The sequence below is a fragment of the Nocardia nova NBRC 15556 genome (assembly GCF_001613005.1).
Taxonomy (GTDB): Bacteria; Actinomycetota; Actinomycetes; order Mycobacteriales; family Mycobacteriaceae; genus Nocardia; species Nocardia nova.
Window position 1 is genome coordinate 166,158 of record NZ_BDBN01000006.1, and the last position, 17,361, is coordinate 183,518.

At 68.0% G+C, this 17,361-nt stretch carries 16 protein-coding genes and 1 pseudogene; 6 read left to right on the forward strand and 11 right to left on the reverse strand.

Annotated elements, in window-relative coordinates:
* The first annotated feature begins 241 nt into the window (after positions 1-241).
* Together NN2_RS03810 and NN2_RS03815 are read left to right on the forward strand one after the other, a co-directional pair.
* Complete coding sequence (locus tag NN2_RS03810; RefSeq protein ID WP_063010364.1) at positions 242-868, forward strand: TetR/AcrR family transcriptional regulator; 627 nt, start codon at positions 242-244, stop codon at positions 866-868.
* A gap of 99 nt (positions 869-967) precedes the next feature.
* Positions 968-2,494, forward strand: coding sequence for a flavin-containing monooxygenase (locus tag NN2_RS03815; protein ID WP_063010366.1), 1,527 nt, complete (start codon positions 968-970; stop codon positions 2,492-2,494).
* Between the two features lie 115 nt (positions 2,495-2,609).
* Here NN2_RS03815 and NN2_RS03820 read toward each other — a convergent pair whose 3' ends face one another.
* Positions 2,610-4,175: an FAD-dependent monooxygenase gene (locus NN2_RS03820; RefSeq protein WP_063010368.1), complete on the reverse strand. Its 1,566-nt coding sequence runs from the start codon at positions 4,173-4,175 to the stop codon at positions 2,610-2,612.
* Between the two features lie 269 nt (positions 4,176-4,444).
* On the opposite strand from NN2_RS03820, the gene NN2_RS03825 reads away from it, so the two are divergent.
* Positions 4,445-5,023, forward strand: a complete 579-nt coding sequence (locus tag NN2_RS03825; protein WP_063010370.1) for a TetR/AcrR family transcriptional regulator — start codon at positions 4,445-4,447, stop codon at positions 5,021-5,023.
* Positions 5,024-5,079: 56 nt separating this feature from the next.
* Here NN2_RS03825 and NN2_RS03830 read toward each other — a convergent pair whose 3' ends face one another.
* The 5 genes and pseudogenes from NN2_RS03830 to NN2_RS03850 form a co-directional block, all read right to left on the reverse strand.
* Positions 5,080-5,580 (reverse strand): nucleoside deaminase, encoded by a 501-nt coding sequence (locus NN2_RS03830; protein WP_063010372.1) that lies wholly within the window; start codon positions 5,578-5,580, stop codon positions 5,080-5,082.
* Between the two features lie 38 nt (positions 5,581-5,618).
* Positions 5,619-6,089 (reverse strand): cyanase, encoded by a 471-nt coding sequence (cynS, locus tag NN2_RS03835; RefSeq protein WP_063010374.1) that lies wholly within the window; start codon positions 6,087-6,089, stop codon positions 5,619-5,621.
* 50 nt (positions 6,090-6,139) lie between these two features.
* Entirely contained in the window at positions 6,140-6,520 is a 381-nt protein-coding gene (locus NN2_RS03840; RefSeq protein ID WP_063010376.1) for a carbonic anhydrase, read from the reverse strand.
* 32 nt (positions 6,521-6,552) lie between these two features.
* Positions 6,553-7,044, reverse strand: a pseudogene (locus NN2_RS03845) (LysR family transcriptional regulator); the annotation flags it as partial.
* Between the two features lie 134 nt (positions 7,045-7,178).
* Positions 7,179-8,078, reverse strand: a complete 900-nt coding sequence (locus NN2_RS03850; protein WP_063010379.1) for a cation diffusion facilitator family transporter — start codon at positions 8,076-8,078, stop codon at positions 7,179-7,181.
* 155 nt (positions 8,079-8,233) lie between these two features.
* Between NN2_RS03850 and NN2_RS03855 the strand changes: the two genes are divergently transcribed.
* Complete coding sequence (locus tag NN2_RS03855) at positions 8,234-9,079, forward strand: SDR family oxidoreductase (RefSeq protein WP_063010381.1); 846 nt, start codon at positions 8,234-8,236, stop codon at positions 9,077-9,079.
* 36 nt (positions 9,080-9,115) lie between these two features.
* Here NN2_RS03855 and NN2_RS03860 read toward each other — a convergent pair whose 3' ends face one another.
* The gene (locus NN2_RS03860; protein WP_063010383.1) at positions 9,116-10,060 is read right to left on the reverse strand and encodes a LysR family transcriptional regulator; all 945 of its coding nucleotides are present in this window, start codon (positions 10,058-10,060) and stop codon (positions 9,116-9,118) included.
* 71 nt (positions 10,061-10,131) lie between these two features.
* Between NN2_RS03860 and NN2_RS03865 the strand changes: the two genes are divergently transcribed.
* Entirely contained in the window at positions 10,132-10,533 is a 402-nt protein-coding gene (locus NN2_RS03865; protein ID WP_063010385.1) for a nuclear transport factor 2 family protein, read from the forward strand.
* Between the two features lie 57 nt (positions 10,534-10,590).
* Here the strand turns inward: NN2_RS03865 and NN2_RS03870 are convergent, their stop codons facing one another.
* The 3 genes from NN2_RS03870 to NN2_RS03880 all read right to left on the reverse strand — a co-directional run bounded on the left by NN2_RS03870 (position 10,591) and on the right by NN2_RS03880 (position 13,838).
* The gene (locus NN2_RS03870) at positions 10,591-11,298 is read right to left on the reverse strand and encodes a cyclase family protein (protein ID WP_063010387.1); all 708 of its coding nucleotides are present in this window, start codon (positions 11,296-11,298) and stop codon (positions 10,591-10,593) included.
* A 103-nt stretch (positions 11,299-11,401) separates the two neighbouring features.
* Entirely contained in the window at positions 11,402-12,619 is a 1,218-nt protein-coding gene (locus NN2_RS03875; RefSeq protein ID WP_063010390.1) for a cytochrome P450 family protein, read from the reverse strand.
* Positions 12,620-12,629: 10 nt separating this feature from the next.
* On the reverse strand, positions 12,630-13,838 hold the full coding sequence (locus tag NN2_RS03880) for a cytochrome P450 family protein (protein ID WP_051757032.1): 1,209 nt from the start codon (positions 13,836-13,838) through the stop codon (positions 12,630-12,632).
* 387 nt (positions 13,839-14,225) lie between these two features.
* Here NN2_RS03880 and NN2_RS03885 point away from each other — a divergent pair, with 387 nt between their 5' ends.
* Positions 14,226-14,738: a mycothiol transferase gene (locus NN2_RS03885; RefSeq protein ID WP_063010392.1), complete on the forward strand. Its 513-nt coding sequence runs from the start codon at positions 14,226-14,228 to the stop codon at positions 14,736-14,738.
* On the opposite strand, the gene NN2_RS35710 is transcribed toward NN2_RS03885, so the two are convergent.
* The gene (locus NN2_RS35710) at positions 14,735-17,347 is read right to left on the reverse strand and encodes a cytochrome P450 (RefSeq protein WP_245658533.1); all 2,613 of its coding nucleotides are present in this window, start codon (positions 17,345-17,347) and stop codon (positions 14,735-14,737) included. The two genes, NN2_RS03885 and NN2_RS35710, sit on opposite strands and share 4 nt — an antisense overlap.
* Positions 17,348-17,361 lie beyond the last annotated feature (14 nt).

Consider the following 17,361-nt stretch of genomic DNA (forward strand, 5'->3'; position numbering starts at 1 on the left):
CGGTCGTACCAGCTCGCGCACTGCGGCCGTCGCCAGCTGCGAGCGCACGCTGGGGTGACGGGAGTGGGCACCGAAATGGTGACGTCGCATGAGTGGCATGGCAGCACCTCTCTGAGAAGGCGGTTCCGAGCAGCGGCGGGGCGGCCGGACGAGGAAGATGAAGCGAGCGTTTCATGTTGAAACGCCTGATGTCAATACGTGCTCGGCGGTCCGTGTCTCGGCGCGGTGAGAGGATCGGCTGATGAGCTCTCCGAAGCTGTGGCGCGGGCAGACCCTGAAGGATCGCTCGCTGGACCGCCGCGAACAGATGCTGGACGTGGGCGAAGAATTGCTCGGCACCGGCGGGGTATCGGCGGTGACGACCCGCGCGGTGATGCGGCAGACCAATCTCAGTCCGCGCTACTTCTACGAAACCTTCGACAGCCGTGAGGATCTCATCATCGCGGTGTACGACAGGGTCGAATCCCGGCTGTTCGAACGGATGCGCGGCGTCCGCACCGCCGACGGGCTACGCGCGGCGATCCGCGAGATCTTCGAGATCTGCGCGCAATACTTCGAGGAGGATCCCGGCCGTGCGCGCATCCTGCTGCGCGAACCGCTCGCCGACGACACCTTGCGCCGGCACAGTGCCGACCGCGCTCCGACATTTCTGCGAATGCTCATTCCGGTTCTCGGCGCCGAAGCCGGTGCGATCGTCCCTGCCGACGAGGAAGCTCTCGCGATCGCGGCCACGGCCCTGAGTGGCAGCCTCGTGTCGTTGTATCTCGAATGGGTCGACGGGCGGCTGTCGGTCAGTCGGGAACGACTCGCCACCGCTGCGGTGGCAACAGTATTCGCCCAGCTCGAGGCGGTGCGGCAACACGACTGAGGCGATGGGGCTTGACAATGCGCGGCCGTAAGTTGAAACATGCGTTTCAAGATGAAGCGCGCGTTACCGCTTACTGCTTCCCGGAAGGACTCCTCGACCATGACCGTCGACCTCATTGCACCGCAGCACCGCGACAAGCGCACTCCGCCGGACCGGCATATCGTGATCGTCGGTGCCGGAATAGCCGGCATCGGAATGGCGATCACCCTGCGCCGCAATGGAATCGACAACTTCACCGTGCTCGAGCGGGCCGGTGATATCGGCGGTGTCTGGCGTGACAACGTCTATCCCGGAGTCGGTGCCGATGTGCCGTCCTTCAGCTACCAGTTCTCGTTCGAGAAGAACCCCGGCTGGTCGCGACTGTTTCCGAAGGGCGAGGAGATCAAGCGCTACCTCGACCGCTGCGTCGAGAAATACGACATCGCGCGGCACATCGAACTCGGCACAGAAGTGCTCGAACGTCGTTGGTCCGAAGACGAGCGCGTCTGGTATGTGCACACCAACCACGGCGAGTTCACCAGCCGCTATGTCATCAGTGCTCTCGGTCCCTTCGTCAATCCTCGCACTCCCTCCATTCCGGGGCTCGAGGATTTCACCGGCATCGTCATGCGATCTCAGCAGTGGGATCACCGCCAGGACCTGACGGCTCGACGAGTCGCGGTCATCGGCACCGGCGCCAGCGCGGTACAACTGGTCCCGAAAGTCGCCGAAACCGCGGCACACCTCACCGTCTTCCAGCGTCGCCCCATCCACGTATTGCCCAAACTCGACATCCCCGTCCCCGGCCCGCTGCAGCGCGTGATCGCCGCCGTCCCCGGTAGCCAGGACGCACTGCGACTCGCCTTCACGGCCCAGGTCGAGGTGCTGCTCGTCGCGGTCGCGGCCTACGGTAAATCGGTCGCACCGCTGGCGCGCGGGCTCTCCGCCGCGAGCCGGGCGCTGCTGTTCGCTCAGGTCCGCGATCCCGGACTGCGGGAAAAGCTCACGCCCGACTACGATTTCGGCTGCAAACGCCCCAGTGTGTCCAACGCCTGGTACCGCACGTTCACTCGTGACAACGTCAGTCTCGTCACCGAGCCCATCGATCGCATCACCCCGACCGGCGTCCGCACCGTCGACGGCGCCGAGCACCCTGTCGACGTCCTCGTCCTGGCTACGGGCTTCCATTTCGCTCACGAACCGATCAACTACCGGATCTCCCCGGTGCAGACCAGCGATGGATTCGACCTCGCGGACTTCTTCGAAACCGAAGCCCTGCAGTCCTACGAAGGCGTCAGTCTCCCCCAACTGCCCAATGCCTTCTCGCTGTTCGGTCCCTATTCCTGGTCGGGCGGCTCGTATCACGTCATGGTCGAGACGCAGGCCAATCACATCATCCGGGTCCTGCGCGAAGCCGAGCGCCGCGGCGCCGATCGGGTAGCCGTGCGGCCCGAGGCCAACGCCCGCTTCCTGGCGTTCGTTCGCGCGCGGGCCGACAATTCGCTGCTCGCGATCAGCAACTGCGCATCAGCCAACAGCTACTACTTCGACCATCACGGCGACTTCAGCTCCTTGCGCCCCACTACCGGACTGCAAGCCTGGTGGACCAGCCGCACCTTCCCCCTCGACGATTACGCCTACAACTAGCAATCCGGCCTTGCGCAGGCTCGAAAGATACTCCCCGTGTCATGAGATCGAATCGGCAATCCCGACGACGTGTTGATCCGGCGCCACATTTCGAGCGTTGCGGCCGCCGGCCGCACTAGCCGCCGATCGGAGTTTCCGACGGAACACCGGGCGTCACGGGTGCGCCGAACCAGAGCTGCAGTGCGGCGCGCAGGCCGGACTCCGCGGTGTCCGCGGGTTCGCCGACGGTCGCGGCCCAGGCTATGTGCGCATCGGGGCGGATGAGGAGGGCGTCGGCGGTCCGATCGGCGGTCTCGGCGGTGCGAATCTCGATGCGGTGTCCCCATTCTCGTGCCGCCGCGCGCAGCTCCGGCCGTCCGGCGAGATCGAGCAGGACGGGCCGTGCGTCGTGCAGCAGCGTCGCGACGTCGGTGCTGCCCTCGCCGGTGCGCAGGGCCAGGTTGGGTGCGAAGGTGCCGGTCGCGGCGTGGCCGTTCGGGTTCGGCAGCTCATAGCGGATATCGGCGCCGGCGATGAGGGCGCCCATGCGCCGCAGGGGCTGATCGTCGGTGAGGAGCTCCTGAAAGACCGCCCGCAGCGCCTCGGCCGCCGGGTCGTGCCCACGCCGCAGCGCCACCTGCGCACGGGTGTGCAGCATGGTGCGCGCCGCCGCGAAATACCGTTCGTCGTGGTAGCTGTCCAGCAGTCCGTCCGGCGCCCAGCCCTGGACTTCGGCGGCCAGCTTCCACGCCAGGTTGACCGCGTCCAGCATGCCGGCGTTGAGGGCCACGCCCGTGGCCGGGAACAGATGGGCCGCATCGCCGGCCAGCAGGATCCGGCCCTCGCGACAGCGTTCGGCCTGCCGGGCCTTGAAGGTGAAACGTGACAGCCGATGCGTCTGTGCCACAGGGAGTTCCGCGCCGAGCACGCGGCGGATGCTGTCCTGCAGTTCGGTGACGGTCAGCGGTACGTCGTCGTCGTATTCGACGGACTCGTCCTCGATCGTGTAGACCGACAACACCTCCGACGTGGGTGAGCCGCCCATCCCGAACAGCCCGCGGTCGGTCCGCGTGAAACCCGTCCTGATGGTTCCGAAACCGTCGACGTCGAGGTCGCCGTTGTCGTGCCGGGTCACCGAATCGGGCACCGTGATCTGGGCCAGCCGGTTGACCTCCGGATAGACGGTGCCGGGAAACGGAATTGCGGCCAGCTCGCGAATCCGGCTGCGGGCGCCGTCGCAGCCCACGAGGTAGCGGGCGGTGACCCGATAGGTGCCGTCCGGGCCCCGCACGTGGGCGGTGACCGCGTCGGTGCCCTGCGTCACGTCCAGCACCTGATGTCCGCGCCGGATGTCGACGCCGAGTTCATCGGCGCGTTCGCCGAGCACCCGCTCGAGCTGCTGTTGCGGCAGCGGCAAGGCGTGCATCGGCGACTCGGCGAGCCCGGTGAGGTCCACATGGACACCGCCGAACGGGAACCGCGGAGCCGGTATCGGGTCGGTGCAGGCCGCTTCGAACCGGTCCAGCAGGCCCCGGTAGCGCAACAACTCGAGAATCTGCCCGCCGAGCCCACCGGCCTTCGGAGTGTCGCGGGGTCGCGGTTGCCGTTCCAGCACCAGCGGCCGGACTCCGGCCGCCTGCAGTTCGGCGGCCAGCATCAGACCGGTCGGGCCCGCGCCCACGATGATCACGTCGGTATGCATTCCACTCCTGTTCCGGCCGTTTCCGGCCGGTCGAACGATTCGGACATCCGGCACTGTCGGCCGTTACCGGGCCCCGTGCCTGCCGTGCCGGGGCCACCCGCCCTTGGAATTGGTGACTGTGCGCGGAGGCACGGGGCGTGTGACGAAGCGCCGTTGGTCGGCCTGGGCAGGGAAGGTGGTGTGGTGCTTTCGCATATCGTTACCGCCTCAGGTGTAGTACTCTGAACGAAGTGTTTTGAACCGTAGTACTACGAATGGAGTGGTGTCAAGTGGTGCGCACGAATCCGGAACGCCGGCAGGCTCTACTGGACGCGTCCATCGAGGTCCTGGCCCGGGAGGGGGCGCGCGGGCTGACCTTTCGGGCGGTGGATCAGGAGGCGGGAGTGCCCGCGGGAACGGCGTCCAACTACTTCCCCAACCGGGATGCGCTGCTCGTTCAGGTCGGCCATCGCTATTACGAGCGGCTGATCCCGAGCGAGGAAGCGATGGCGAAATCGCGTGGACCGCAGACCCGCGAGACCATGACCGAACTCATGACCGAGGTGGTCGAGCGAGTCTTCCATTTCCGCACCGGCTATCTCGCGATCCTCGAACTGCGGTTGGAGGCAACCCGTCGTCCCGAACTGCAGGCGCTGCTGACCGAGCGAGTGCGCGCGGATCTGGACTTCAACATCAGCAACTTCCGGGAGTCGCAGCTGCCCGGCGACGAGGACGCCGTGGTGCTGTTGTACCTCGCGCTGAACTGGCTCATTCTCGAAAGGCTCACGCTCCCCGGCATTTTCGACGAGAAGCGGGCCGCCGAACTGGTCCGCACGATCGTGGAGCGCGCCATCCCCGCCGCCGGTTGATCGGCGTTCGGGTGAACGCCGACTCCGCTACCGACGCGCATCGTGCCGCGGCGGGATCAGCGGCCCGTCGGTGCTCCCGCCACCCGGCGCTCGCCGTTGTTGCGTTCCTGCCACCGGCGGTAGACGTCGACCGCGTCGGCGCGGGATTCGTGGCGCATCGGCAGGCGGCGTTGATCCCACGGCTTGCCGAACTCGTCGTAGAAGGTGCCGAGCTCGAAGTACTTCCGGTCGTCGACGTAGTGCGGAGCGTAGGCCTCGCGGGTGGTGAGAAAGACGACCTCGTCGGGGGAGCAGTAGTACAGCGCGCCCAGGCACATCGGACAGGGCAGGGCGAGGATGTAGATCGTGGCACCGGTCAGATGTTCGGTGCCGAGGGTGGTGCAGGCCCGGCGGATCGCGAGGATTTCCGCGTGGGCGGTCGGGTCGGCGGTCTGGGCGACCAGGTTGGGGCTTTCGGCGAGAATTTCCCCGTCCTTCACGACGACCGTCGCGAACGGCCGGCCGCCCTCCTCGACGTTGCGGCGGGCCAGATCGATGGTGTGTTGTGCGAAATCCATTGCACTCCTTGATGAGTCGATGTCGGAGCGGTGGTTGCTCAGAAGGGTTCGGTGGGCAGGTACTTGCCGTCCAGCGTGATCACGGCGCGTTCGCCGCCCTCCGGATCGGGCACCTTGCGCACGTCGAGCTTGAAGTTGATGGCGCTGATGATGCCGTCGCCGAACTGTTCGTGGACCAGCGCCTTGAGCGTGGTGCCGTATACCTGCAGCATTTCGTAGAAGCGGTAGATCGTCGGATCCGTCGGCACGCCACCCGGAATCGACCCGCGGGTGGGGATGGTCTGCAGCAGCGCCGCCGCGTCGTCGCCCAGGCCGAGCAGCTCGGCCACGGCTTCCGCGGACTGTTTCGGCAGCGGATGCTGGCCGAGGATCGCCGCGGTCACGAAGGCCGTCGAATAGCCGGCGGTGTCGGCGATCTGCTGCCAGGTGAGATCTTTGGCGATCTTCGCCTCGACCGCCGTGACGGCCAGTGCCTGGCGGGCGGCCGGATCGAATTGTGCGTGCACCATAGTGATCTCCTTTCTTTCGACCGCCGGATCTGCCGGCGGCACAGGGGGTTTCAGGCGGCGATGGTTCGGTCGCCACCGGCTGGATCGATCACCGTGACGGCGCCGGTGCCGATATCGAAGACCCAGCCCTCGACGGTGACGGCGCCGGTCGGCAACGCTCGCGCCACCGCCGGGTGGGTGGCCAGATTCGCCTGCTGGGCAACGACATTCGCGCGAATCAGGGCCGCGGTCGCTTCCGAGCCCGGGCGGTCGATACTGGCCGCCACGCCGTCGGCGCCCGGCCCGTAGGCGGGAACGAGATTGCCCGCGGTGCGAATCACGAACAGCTCACCGGGTTCACTTCTGGTGATCAGTTCGGGGACGACGCGTGCGTCCGAGCAGCCGATGAACAGCGTGGCGGGCGTGTGAGTCGTCGTGAGCCAAGCGAACAACTGCGCCTTGGTGGGGAAGACGGCGTCGCGGAAGTGCGTGACGCCGGCGCGATGTGCTCGACCCCCGCGGCGTGCGTGCCGGCGAAGGCGATCCCGAGATCGAGCCGATCGGCGAGCAGATCCGCCTCGATCGCATCCTGGGTCGTCTCCCGGAGGGTGAGGCTGATCCCCGGATGTTCGGAACGGAACCGGTGAACCAGCGGGCCGATCAGATAGGCGGTGAAGGTCGGCGTCGTCGCCACCCGCAGATGACCGCGTGACAGGTCCTGGACGTCGTGCACCGCGCGTTCGCCGGCCTCCAGATCGCGCAGTGCGAGCCGGGCGTAGCGCGCGTACGCCTGCCCGGCGTCGGTCAGGCGGACCGTGCGGCCGGACCGGTCGAGCAGTACCACGCCGAGGACCCGCTCGAGCTGCTTGATCTGCTGCGACAGCGTCGGCTGCGAGATGTGCAGGGACTGCGCGGCGCGGGTGAAGTTGCCGTGGTCGGCGACGGCCAGCAGATACCGGATGTGGCGCAGCTCCATCGACCAACTATAGGTCGCACCAATGGCACTGATGGGGACAGTGTCTTGGACACTATCGCTGCTGTTCGGCGTGGGGGAGGAGGCGCTGGTCCCGTTTCGGCGTTATGCCGAAACCGTCGGCCCGGCAACGTCGTTCACGTCACTGCCCACTCCACCCAGTGGCGATCCGCGGTGAAGACCACCGATGTCGAGTGGTGGTAGTTCCGGGCGTTGAGCTGGGCGTCGATATCGGCGCGGATGGCGTCGAAGGATTCGACGGTGCGTTCCGGCGTCCGGGGACCGAGGACGAAGGCGAGTTCCAGATCGAGGCGGCTGCCCACGGTGGAGGCGCGAACGAAGGATTCGGCGAAGCCGTGGGTGGTGCGGACGCGGTCGCACAGTCGCTCGACGTCGGTGACCACCGAGCGCGGGGCGGCCATGGTGAGAATTTCGCGAAAAGCGGAGCGGAACAACCGGATCGGGATCCAGAGATAAGCCAGGGACACGATGATCACGAGCGTGGGGTCGACGTAGCGGGCGATGTCGCCGCGACCGGCGGACTCCAATGCCACCGCCGCGCCGAATCCGGCCAGGGTGACCAGGCTGAAGGCCGCATCGCCGCCCCATTCGGCGGCCTCGGCCCGCACCAGTCCCGGACCGGAGCGTGCGGCCCGCCACAGCACCAGCGCCACCAGCACACTGAGCAGTGACGCGGTGATCGCGTACGCCAGCGCGGAGACCGCCGACACGGCCCGGCCGCCGTGCAGGATCTCGCGCACCGCGTTCACAGATCCGTAGACACACAGCCCGCCCAGCGCGGTCGAGCGCACCACGATGACGACCGGCTCCCAGGTCTCGCGCCCCCACGGATACGACGCGTCGGCCCCCTTCGCGACGGTCCGCTGCGCCGCCACCGACACCGCCGAAAGTGCAATGCCCACAAGCGAATACAGTCCGTCGAACACGATCATCTGCGATCCCGCGGCCAGCCCCCACGCCAGCGAGACCACCACGAACACCACCGAGGCCCACATCGAGAACACGAGCGCGCGCATGCGCTCACGCTACGACCCGGCCGTCGCCGACGGACCGATTCCGCCCGTGAACCGGTGGGTGTCGCGGCCCGCGTTCGTTCGCCGAGGGCCGTGTTGACCGAGTGTTGTTAGCCGCCTAATGTTTGTCGATAGGCGGCTAACGATTAGGGGTAGGAATGATACTGGTGACCGGCGCGACCGGACATATCGGCCGAGAGCTCGTGGCGCGGCTCGACAGCGCGGGTGCGGCGATGCGCCTGTTCGTGCGCGATCCGGCTCGCGCCGTCGACCTCCCGGCCTCCGCCGAACGTGTGGCCGGCGACCTGGCCGATCCGGCGGCGTTGCGAGCGGCGTGCGAGGGGATCGACTCGCTGTTCCTGCTCGTTCCGGGGCTGGCGGTGGAGCCCGCGCGGCATGCGGTGGCGGCGGCGCGGCGAGCGGGGGTGCGACATCTGGTCCTGGTGTCGTCGTACAACGTGCTGGGCGATCCGATGCCGGCCATGGGGCGCTGGCACCACGAACGCGAGGAAATCGTCGGTGCCTCGGGCATTTCCGCGACGATCCTGCGTCCCGGCGGATTCATGACCAATGCCCTCGAGTGGGCGCCGGATATCCGCGCCGGCCGGCCCGTGTTCGATCCGACCGGCCCCGGCCGCTATGCGCCGATCGACCCCGCCGATATCGCGGCGGTGGCGGCGATCGCACTCACCGAGCCGGGGCACGACACCACCTACTGTCTTACCGGCGAGCAGACCTTCACCATCGGCGAGCAGGTCGAGGTGCTGGCCCGCGCGATCGGCCGGCCGATCCCGGTCCATACCGCCACGACGGCCGAGGAGGCCGTCCGGTCCCGCTATCCCCAGGGCGCGCCCCCGGCGCTCGCGGCAGCGATTCTGGAGGGATTCACGGTGATGCGCGCCGACACCGTCGGCCTGCGGACCGATACGGTACGGCGGCTGCTCGGCCGCGCACCGCGCACCTTCGCCGAATGGTGCGAGCGTCACTGCGACCAATTCCGCTGATACGCAGATATTTTCGCCGCGACGGACCCGCGAGCGCTATGACTGCGAGCTCGTTCGCGACCCCGAGGCGATCGGGCGCAGCCGTCCCCGCATCTCATTCGTGAGGACTGCCGCGGCATCGCGCAACGCCTCGATGAACGCCCGCGTCGCCGCCGAGGTCGCGGCGTTGCGCGCCGAGCTGTGGACGACGCGGGTGGGGCGCACCGCCTCCGGGTGATCGATCCGGAGCAACGCGATATTCGCGGGTACCGCCGGCTCCGCGATACCGGGCACGACGGTGATGCCCGAACCCGCCGCGACCAGACCCCATTTCGCGACCCAATCCCGCGCGACGAAGGCGATATCGGGTTCGTGCCGCGAATCGCGCCACGCGCCGAGCAGGGTGCTGCCGTGCTCGGTGCTGCCCGCGATCCAGCGCTCGCCGCGAAATTCCGCCGGCGCCGCACTGATCCGCCCGGCCAGCCGGTGGCTCGGCGCGACCGCGACCAGCAGCGGATCGTCGAGCAGCAATTCCACCTCCACATCGTCGGCGAGCGTGCCGGTTTCGGTGACGACGGCCAGGTCCAGCCGGCCGCGCGCCACCGCGGTGAGCAGCCGAGGACTGGTGCCCTCTCGCAGCGGCACCCGCGCCGACGTCGCCGCCACCGCTCTCGGCACCAGCGCCGCCATCGCGGTCGAGAACGCGCCGACACGCACGGTCGCGGGCGGGCCCGCGGTCAGGCGATCCAATTGCTCGCGGATGCTGTCGAATTCGGCCAAGACCGCTTCCGCGTGCCGGACCACGATCTGCCCGGCCGCGGTCGGGGCGGCGCCGCGAGCGTGCCGCTCGAACAGGGGATGCCCCGCCGCCTGCTCCATCAGCGAAATCTGCCGGGAGACCGCGGATTGGGTGTAGCCCAGCCGGTCCGCCGCGCCCGAGAACGAGCCGCAGCGGGCGGCTTCGCGGACGACACGCAAGCCGAGAACGGTGAACTCACCCATGCGAAATACTGATACCAGAGATGCGAGATCGTCGCTTGTCGCATAGGTCGGCCGTGTTTAGCGTCGGCTGAGTGAGTGTGAACGAGAACAGAGCGCTGCTGCAGAACATCTTCGAGCGGATGGCCGCCGGCGAGACCCGGGCGCTGAGCGATGCGATGGCCCCGGAGTTTCGCTGGACCTTTCCCGGGCACTGGTCGTGGTCGGGCAGTTGGGAGCCGAAAACGACTGCGGTACAGGGTCTTCTGCGTCCCCTGATGGCGCAGTTCACCGATTACCGAATCAGCGCGGACGCCGTTCACGCCGACGGTGATCGGGTGGTCGTGCAGGCCCACAGTGCGGCGACGACGATCCGCGGCGAGGCCTACGACCAGTACTACTGCTTCGTATTCCGGGTCGACGCCGGGCAGTTGCTCGAGGTGACCGAATACTGTGACACCGCATTGGTGGAGCGGGTTCTCGAACCGCTGCGGTGAGTACCGGACATCCCCCGAGAAGCCGGGCGACTCGGGGCCGTGACCACCATCGGCTGTTCAGGATCCGATCAACGCGTATATCGACGCCGGTGATCCCGACCCGCCCTCGGTGACGAATCCGCCCACGACGACGGTGAAGTCCCGAGCCGGCAGATCCGCCAGGTGGGCGAGGATTTCGAGGCTGAGGCGGTGTTCGCGGTACAACAGCTTCGATACCCGATAGCTGTCGTCGGTGCCGATATCGGGGCTGAAGGCGTCGGTGCCGAGGGCGCCGCGCCGGCCGAGTACGCCGTGGTCGAGCAGCCAGTGCACCGCCGCCACCGAGAACCCGGGGTGATGCATGCGGCCCTGCGCATCGACCGACGCGAAAGCGTCGGTGCCCCAGTATCTTTCCCAGCCGGTGCGCAGGAGGACAGCGGCCTCGGCGGGGAAGGGGCCGTGCCGTTGCTGCCATTCGAGCAGATCGTCGACCGTCACCGCGTAATCGCGATCGTGTTCGGCCCGCGCGCTGATATCGATCCGGACGCCGGGCAGGACGAAATCCTCGGGATCGAGCCGATCGGCCGTCGCCGCACCGGCGGTGAAGTGGGCCGGTGCGCCCCAATGGGTTCCGGTGTGTTCGCCGACGGTGACCGCCTGCAGGTGGAAGCCGTGGTCGTCGAGTGTGGCGATGGTGTCGATCCGCGGCGCGGGATCGCCGGGGAACACCGATACGACCTCGGCGGACAGTGGATGCGACAGGTTCCGCACGTCCGAATACGCCATCGGTTCGCCTCCCGGTGTGGCACTGCCCGGTCCTACGCCGCCCGCACGAGATCCCACAGTAGGCGGTTCCGCGCCGACGAGCGCCGGCGCGGAACCGGCCGAACTATCGCAGGTATACCGGAACCGAGATGTGCCCGTTGGAGATGAAACTGCCCAGCGGCTTCAGCTCGGACGGATCGACCGCGAGCCGCAGATCCGGGAAGCGTTCGAAGAGCGCCGGCAGCGCGATCGCGGCCTCCATCCGTGCCAGGGGAGCGCCCAGGCAGTGGTGCGCACCGTGGCCGAAGGCGAGGTGCTCCTTGTTCGCCCGATGGACGTCGAACTCGGCGGTGGTCTCGCCGTGCACCTTCGGATCGCGGCACGCCGCACCGTAGGAGGCGAGAATCGCCTCACCCTTCGGAATCCGGATCTCGCCGACCTCGATGTCCTCGACGGCATAGCGCAACGGCAGATGCGCGACCGGCGCCTGGTAGCGCAGCGTCTCCTCCACCAGCTCCGCCCACGGCACCCGGCCCTCGATCACATCGGCGCGCTGCTCCGGGTGGGTGAGCAGTGCCACGATGGCCTGATCGATCAGGTTGAGCGTGGTCTCGTGGCCGGCGTTGATCACCAGCATCAGGGTGTCGACGAGTTCGGTCTCCGAGAGCTGGGCGCCGTCCTCGTTGCGGGTCGCGATCAGCACACTGGTGATGTCGTCGCCCGGGTTCTCCCGGCGGAACGCCACCAATTCACCGATCAGCCGGCCCATTTCGATGAAGTTCGCCTGCGCCTGCTCCGGTGTGAACGAGGTGTCGAAGAAGCCGTCGACACAGGCGTGGATGGCCGAGTCCAGATGATCGGGCACCCCCAGCAGTTCGCTGATCACCCGGATCGGCACCGGGTAGGCGTAGTTCGGGCGCAGGTCCACGATCTCCCCGGGCGCGGTCGCGCTCAACCGCTCGAGCAGATCCGCCACGATCGCCTCGATCCGCGGGCGCATCGCGGTGGTGCGCCGGTGCGTGAACGCCGGCGCGACCAGTTTGCGCAGTCGCCGATGCTCGGTGCCATAGGCGGTGAACATGTTCTGCGCCGCCACCCACGGTTGCAGCGGCCACGACTCGTTGATGTCACCGTTGATATAGGCCGACCAGTGCCGGCGCGGATCCTTGGACACGCGCGGATCCGACAGCAGATTCTTCAACACGACCGCATCGGTCACCGACCAGGCCGGCACCCCGCCCGGCAACTCCACCAGCGCCACGGGACCGCGTTCCCGGATGCGCTCGTTCTCGGCGTGGATATCGGCGCCGGTCAGATCGAGCACCAGTGGTTCCTGCTTCATCGGAAGCTCCTTACAGCAAATTCAACGGAGGAGATGCGGGGAAGGTGACCGGTAGCGCTGCCATCGCACGGTGGAACGGGCCGGGGCGCCAGGTGATTTCGCTCGGCTCGATGGCCAGGCGCATCTCCGGCAGCGCGTCGAGCAGCTGGTCGATCGCGTCCTGCACCACCAGGTAGGCCACCGAACGGGCCGGGCAGGCGTGCGGTCCGGCGCTCCAGGCCAGATGCGAGCGGTTGCCGGTGCGGTCGCCGCCGGCGATGACCGGATCGTTGTTGCACGCGGACAGGCTGATGACCACCGGCTGATGCGCGGGCAGCCAGGCGTTGTCGATCAGGATGGGCTGGCGCGGATAGCTGATCGAGAAGTTCGCCATCGGCGGATCCTTGAACAACACCTCGTCCAGCGCGTCGCGGGTGGAGAGGCTGCCGCCGAGCATGCCGCCGCCGAACCGGTCGTCGGTGATCATCAGCAGCAGGGTGTTGGCGATCAGGTTCTGCTGGGGCTCGATGCCGGCGCCGTAGAAGCTGATCAGGTTGTAGAGCATCTCCTCGTCGCTGAGGTTGGCCGGGTGGTGGGCCAGCCGCGAGGTGACGTCGTCGCCGGGTTCGGCGCGGCGCAGGTGGATCAGCTCCATCAGCGCCTGGCTCAGATGTTCCATACCCCAGGCCGCGTTCACGGTGTCGAACAGCGCCGCCATACCGGTGGCCACGCGCTGACCCAGCTCGGCCGAACATCCCACCATGCGATTCAGCGATTCGAAGACCAGCGGGAAGGCATACTGCGACACCAGATCCGCCGATCCGGCCTCACAGAAGCTGTTGATCAGCGGGATCGCGATCTTCTCCACCGTGCTGTGCAGCGCGTGCAGGTCGATACCGTCGACGGCCGCCGTATAGGCCTGCCGGTAGCGCAGGTGGACGTTGCCCGCGTTGCGCAGCGCGTTCGGATACCACTGCATCATCGGCCGCACCGGGCAGTCCTCGGGAATCGTGTCCTGCCACGCCCGCGGGTCGGCGGGGAAGTGCTCGGGATCGTTGAGGATCCGCAACGCGGTGTGGTAGCCGATCACCAGCGTGGCCGGGACGCCGGGGGACAACTCGATCGGGACCAGCGAACCGTAGCGCCGGCGCATCTCCCGATACTTGGCGTGCGGATCGGCGGCGAATTCCGGTGTGTCCAGCAGGATCCGGGGGCCGTCGGTGTCGACCGGGGAACCCATGTGCTGGACCGGGCAGGTGGCGGGACCGCCCGCGCCGGGCAGTGCGGACAGTGCAGAACGTGGTGTGGTCAAAAGATGTGACTCCAGAGAATGAACTGTCGAGCGCGACGAAGAATTCCGCTGTCGGTATGGTCCTACCTGTCGGTATGGTCCTACAGCGTCACCCCACATCTGTTGTAGGACAAGAGGCTTGGTTAGCCGCCCGGCCGGACATCCGTAACCGGACTGTCGACCAGGGTAGCAGGAACGTGCCGAACTCTCTGTCCGTCTTCCACTCTCGGTTCGCCGGGGCGGACCGGGCCGGTGAACCACGGTGAAACACCTTGTGAGCGGGCATATTCACACCGGTTCCACCGAACTGTCGGTGTGATGTGCTTGCATACCAGCATGACGAGCACCGATCTGCTGGTAGACGCCTTCGGACGGATCAAGGAGAACGTGCATGGCGCGGTCGCCGGGCTCACCCAGGAGGAACTGGCCGCGCGGCTGGATCCGGGGGCCAATTCCATCGCCTGGCTGATCTGGCATCTGACCCGCGTGCAGGACGACCATGTCGCCGACGTGGCCGGCACCGAACAGGTGTGGACGGCGGCCGGCTGGGTTCGCCGCTTCGATCTGCCCTTCGACGAATCAGCGACCGGATACGGCGATGGTCCCGACGCGGTGGCGGCCCTCGACGGTGTTCCGGCCGAGTCGCTGCTGGGCTATCACGACGCCGTCCACGACCGCACCGTCGAGTACGTCCGCACTCTCACCGACGCCGACCTGCCGCGGATCGTCGACACCCGCTGGGATCCGCCGGTGACCCTCGGCGTGCGGCTGATCAGCGTGGTCGACGACGACATCCAGCATTCCGGGCAGGCGGCGTTCATCCGCGGGGTGCTGCTGCGCCGTCGCTAACGCCGGTGCAGGGTCACCGGAATCGCGGAGGGTGAGAGGACGAAGTCGCGGTTCGAGGCCCGCACGACGTAGGCCGGATCCGGCTCGGGTTGCCACCGGGCCAGCAGTGCCGCCGAGGCCAGCGTGATCTCCAGCAGCGCGAAATGATCGCCCAGGCAGCGCCGGCGACCGACGCCGAAGGACAGGTTCGCCTGCTTGTCGATCTCGCCGGTGCGGTCCGGCGACCAGCGGTCGGGATCGAAGGCCTCGGGATTCGGGAAGTGGCGCGGGTCGTGCTGGACCAGATACGGGCTGAACATGATGGCGGTGCCGTCGGGAATGGTGAGTCCACCGACGGTCACCGGCCCCGACGCGTTACCGGCGCTGATCCACGGCCCCCAGAACCGAAGAGTCTCCGAGACAACCTGTTTCAGGTAGGTGAGCTCGGCGATATGCTCCGCGCGCACCGGGCCGGCGCCCACCACCTCGTCGAGTTCGGCACGTATCCGCTCGGCGATATCGGGGCGCCGCATCACCTCGTGCCACAGCCAGCCGGTGAGCGAGGCCATCGACCCCACCCCACCGGCCAGCATCAGGATGGCCTCGTCGATGATGTGCTCGTCCGACAGTCGCGCGCCGGTCTCGGGATCGGTATGGCGGATCAACGCCGACACCACGTCGTTGAAATCCTCGTCGCGGCGGCGGTACTCGGCGATCGCGGCGCCGATCGCGGCACGCAGATGGTGTGCCTTGCGTTGCCAGCGTCGATTCGCGATCACCCGGAGGCGGCGGATCTGCGGCGGCAGCGCGGTGCGCAGAATGACCTGGCTCAGCAGCCACGGCACGTTGTCGCGAATCCGGCGGCGGGCCGTCTCGCTGAATTCGGCGGTGAACAACGTAGAGGACACCGTATCGAGGATCAGTCCGTGCGCCTCGTCCATCAGGTCGACCCGGCCACCGGCGGGCAGTGCGGCCGACCAGGTATCGGCCAATCCGGCCGCGGTGACCGTATATTCGGCGAGCCGGCTCTGCCGCAGCGCGGGCGCGATCATGCGCCGGCGCAGTTTGTGTTCGGCGCCGCGCAGCACGTTCACCGAACCGCCCGCCACATCGGCGATCGCTTCCCGCAGGTCGTCGCGATTCAGTTCCGCGTCGCCGAGGCCGACCTCGCGTACCAGCTCAGGAGTGGTGAGCACATAGCCGGTTTTGCGGCCGAACCGGATGCGCACGATCGGGCCGAGGTCGGCGAGCGAGGTCACGAAACCCGGTGCGTCGCGCAGCGCGCGCAGGCTGTGGCCGATCAACGGCAGGGCGCCGGGCGCGGTGGGGACATCGGAGAGTCGTCGCGGCACCGGCGGCTGCGCGGCGGGCTCGGTATCGGCCCGTGCCTGCCGGTAGACCTCGACGATCGCGCCGATGCGGCCGGATTGTCGCACCGAATCCCGATGCCCGGCCATCTCGGCGCGCATCGCGAGCAGCTCGGCGCGATCTGTCGCCAGCCGGGCGATCACATCCGCCAGTGCTGCGGGGGAGGTGTCGTCGGCGCGCAGACCGCCGCCCGCCGGGATGGATTCGGCCAGGTCCGGATCGCAGTACAGCACGGGCAGCCCGGTGGCGATCGCCTCCAGCAGGACCATGCCTTGGGTGTCGAAACCCCACGACGGAAACAGCAGGGCGTCCGCTGCGGCCATGGCGTCGAGGCATTGCTCCTGAGAAACCCTGCCGTGCAGAGTGATTCGGTCCGCGAGGCCGTATTCGGCGACCACCGCGGCGGCGCGATCGAACAGTTCACCCTCGCCGTACACGTCGAGGGTGCAGTCGGGGACGCGGCGCACCGCGTCGATCGATTCGAGCAGTCGCTTCTCCGCGGAGAGCCGGCCGCACCAGATCAACCGCAGCGGGCCGTCGGCGTCGCGCTCGACCGGGCGCCGGTTGTCGACGAGTGTGTCGTCGACGCCGTTGGACACGACCCGGATCGGCCGGGTGAGGCCGTGGCCGAGCAGCAGATCGGCGAAATGGCGGGTCGGTGCGATGACCCGGTCGGCGGCCTGCCCCTGACCCACGATGGTGTGCCACGCATGGCGGGCGGCCCGGCTCTGCGCGCCACGCGGCATCCGTGCGGGGTGGTTGACGAAGCGGCCGTGCAGGATTCGCAGCGCCAGCGCGGAGAGGTAGGGCGCCGGTGCGGTGTGCTCGATGAAGGCGTCGTCGCGGCTCTGTGCGGTGTGTACGAGCGGAATCCGGTGCCGCCGTGCGGCTTTCATTCCCGAGATGGCGACCCCGTAGGTGGTGTGGGTGTGGACCAGATCGACCGGGCCGCGGGCGGCGAAGGCGGCATCGATCAGTGCGGCGTTGCGTGCGGTGGGCAGCACCATCGGGAAGCCGTTCACCACCGCGCCGGCCAGCGGAGCCAGTTCGATCACCCCGTCGTCGGCTTCCGTAGCCGGGGACGGAGTGCCCGACAGTGGCGCCACGAACAGTGTCACCCGGTGCCCGGCGCGTTCGAGGCCGCGGCGCAGTGCCGCCACCGCGGTCTGCACCCCGCCCAGCGTCGCCGGGTGATAGTCCATGAACATGGCGATGTGCACGCCCGGCACGTTACCCACGCGCCCGTTGGTTCGATATCCCATAGTGTCCCCATCGG

Bases quoted from the DNA above. Each gene is read 5' to 3' on its own strand.
- NN2_RS03810 (WP_063010364.1), top strand. From the start codon at position 242: ATGAGCTCTCCGAAGCTGTGGCGCGGGCAGACCCTGAAGGATCGCTCG.
- NN2_RS03815 (WP_063010366.1), top strand. From the start codon at position 968: ATGACCGTCGACCTCATTGCACCGCAGCACCGCGACAAGCGCACTCCG.
- NN2_RS03820 (WP_063010368.1), bottom strand. From the start codon at position 4,175: ATGCATACCGACGTGATCATCGTGGGCGCGGGCCCGACCGGTCTGATG.
- NN2_RS03830 (WP_063010372.1), bottom strand. From the start codon at position 5,580: ATGGATTTCGCACAACACACCATCGATCTGGCCCGCCGCAACGTCGAG.
- cynS (WP_063010374.1), bottom strand. From the start codon at position 6,089: ATGGTGCACGCACAATTCGATCCGGCCGCCCGCCAGGCACTGGCCGTC.
- NN2_RS03850 (WP_063010379.1), bottom strand. From the start codon at position 8,078: ATGCGCGCGCTCGTGTTCTCGATGTGGGCCTCGGTGGTGTTCGTGGTG.
- NN2_RS03855 (WP_063010381.1), top strand. From the start codon at position 8,234: ATGATACTGGTGACCGGCGCGACCGGACATATCGGCCGAGAGCTCGTG.
- NN2_RS03860 (WP_063010383.1), bottom strand. From the start codon at position 10,060: ATGGGTGAGTTCACCGTTCTCGGCTTGCGTGTCGTCCGCGAAGCCGCC.
- NN2_RS03870 (WP_063010387.1), bottom strand. From the start codon at position 11,298: ATGGCGTATTCGGACGTGCGGAACCTGTCGCATCCACTGTCCGCCGAG.
- NN2_RS03875 (WP_063010390.1), bottom strand. From the start codon at position 12,619: ATGAAGCAGGAACCACTGGTGCTCGATCTGACCGGCGCCGATATCCAC.
- NN2_RS03880 (WP_051757032.1), bottom strand. From the start codon at position 13,838: ATGGGTTCCCCGGTCGACACCGACGGCCCCCGGATCCTGCTGGACACA.
- NN2_RS03885 (WP_063010392.1), top strand. From the start codon at position 14,226: ATGACGAGCACCGATCTGCTGGTAGACGCCTTCGGACGGATCAAGGAG.
- NN2_RS35710 (WP_245658533.1), bottom strand. From the start codon at position 17,347: ATGGGATATCGAACCAACGGGCGCGTGGGTAACGTGCCGGGCGTGCAC.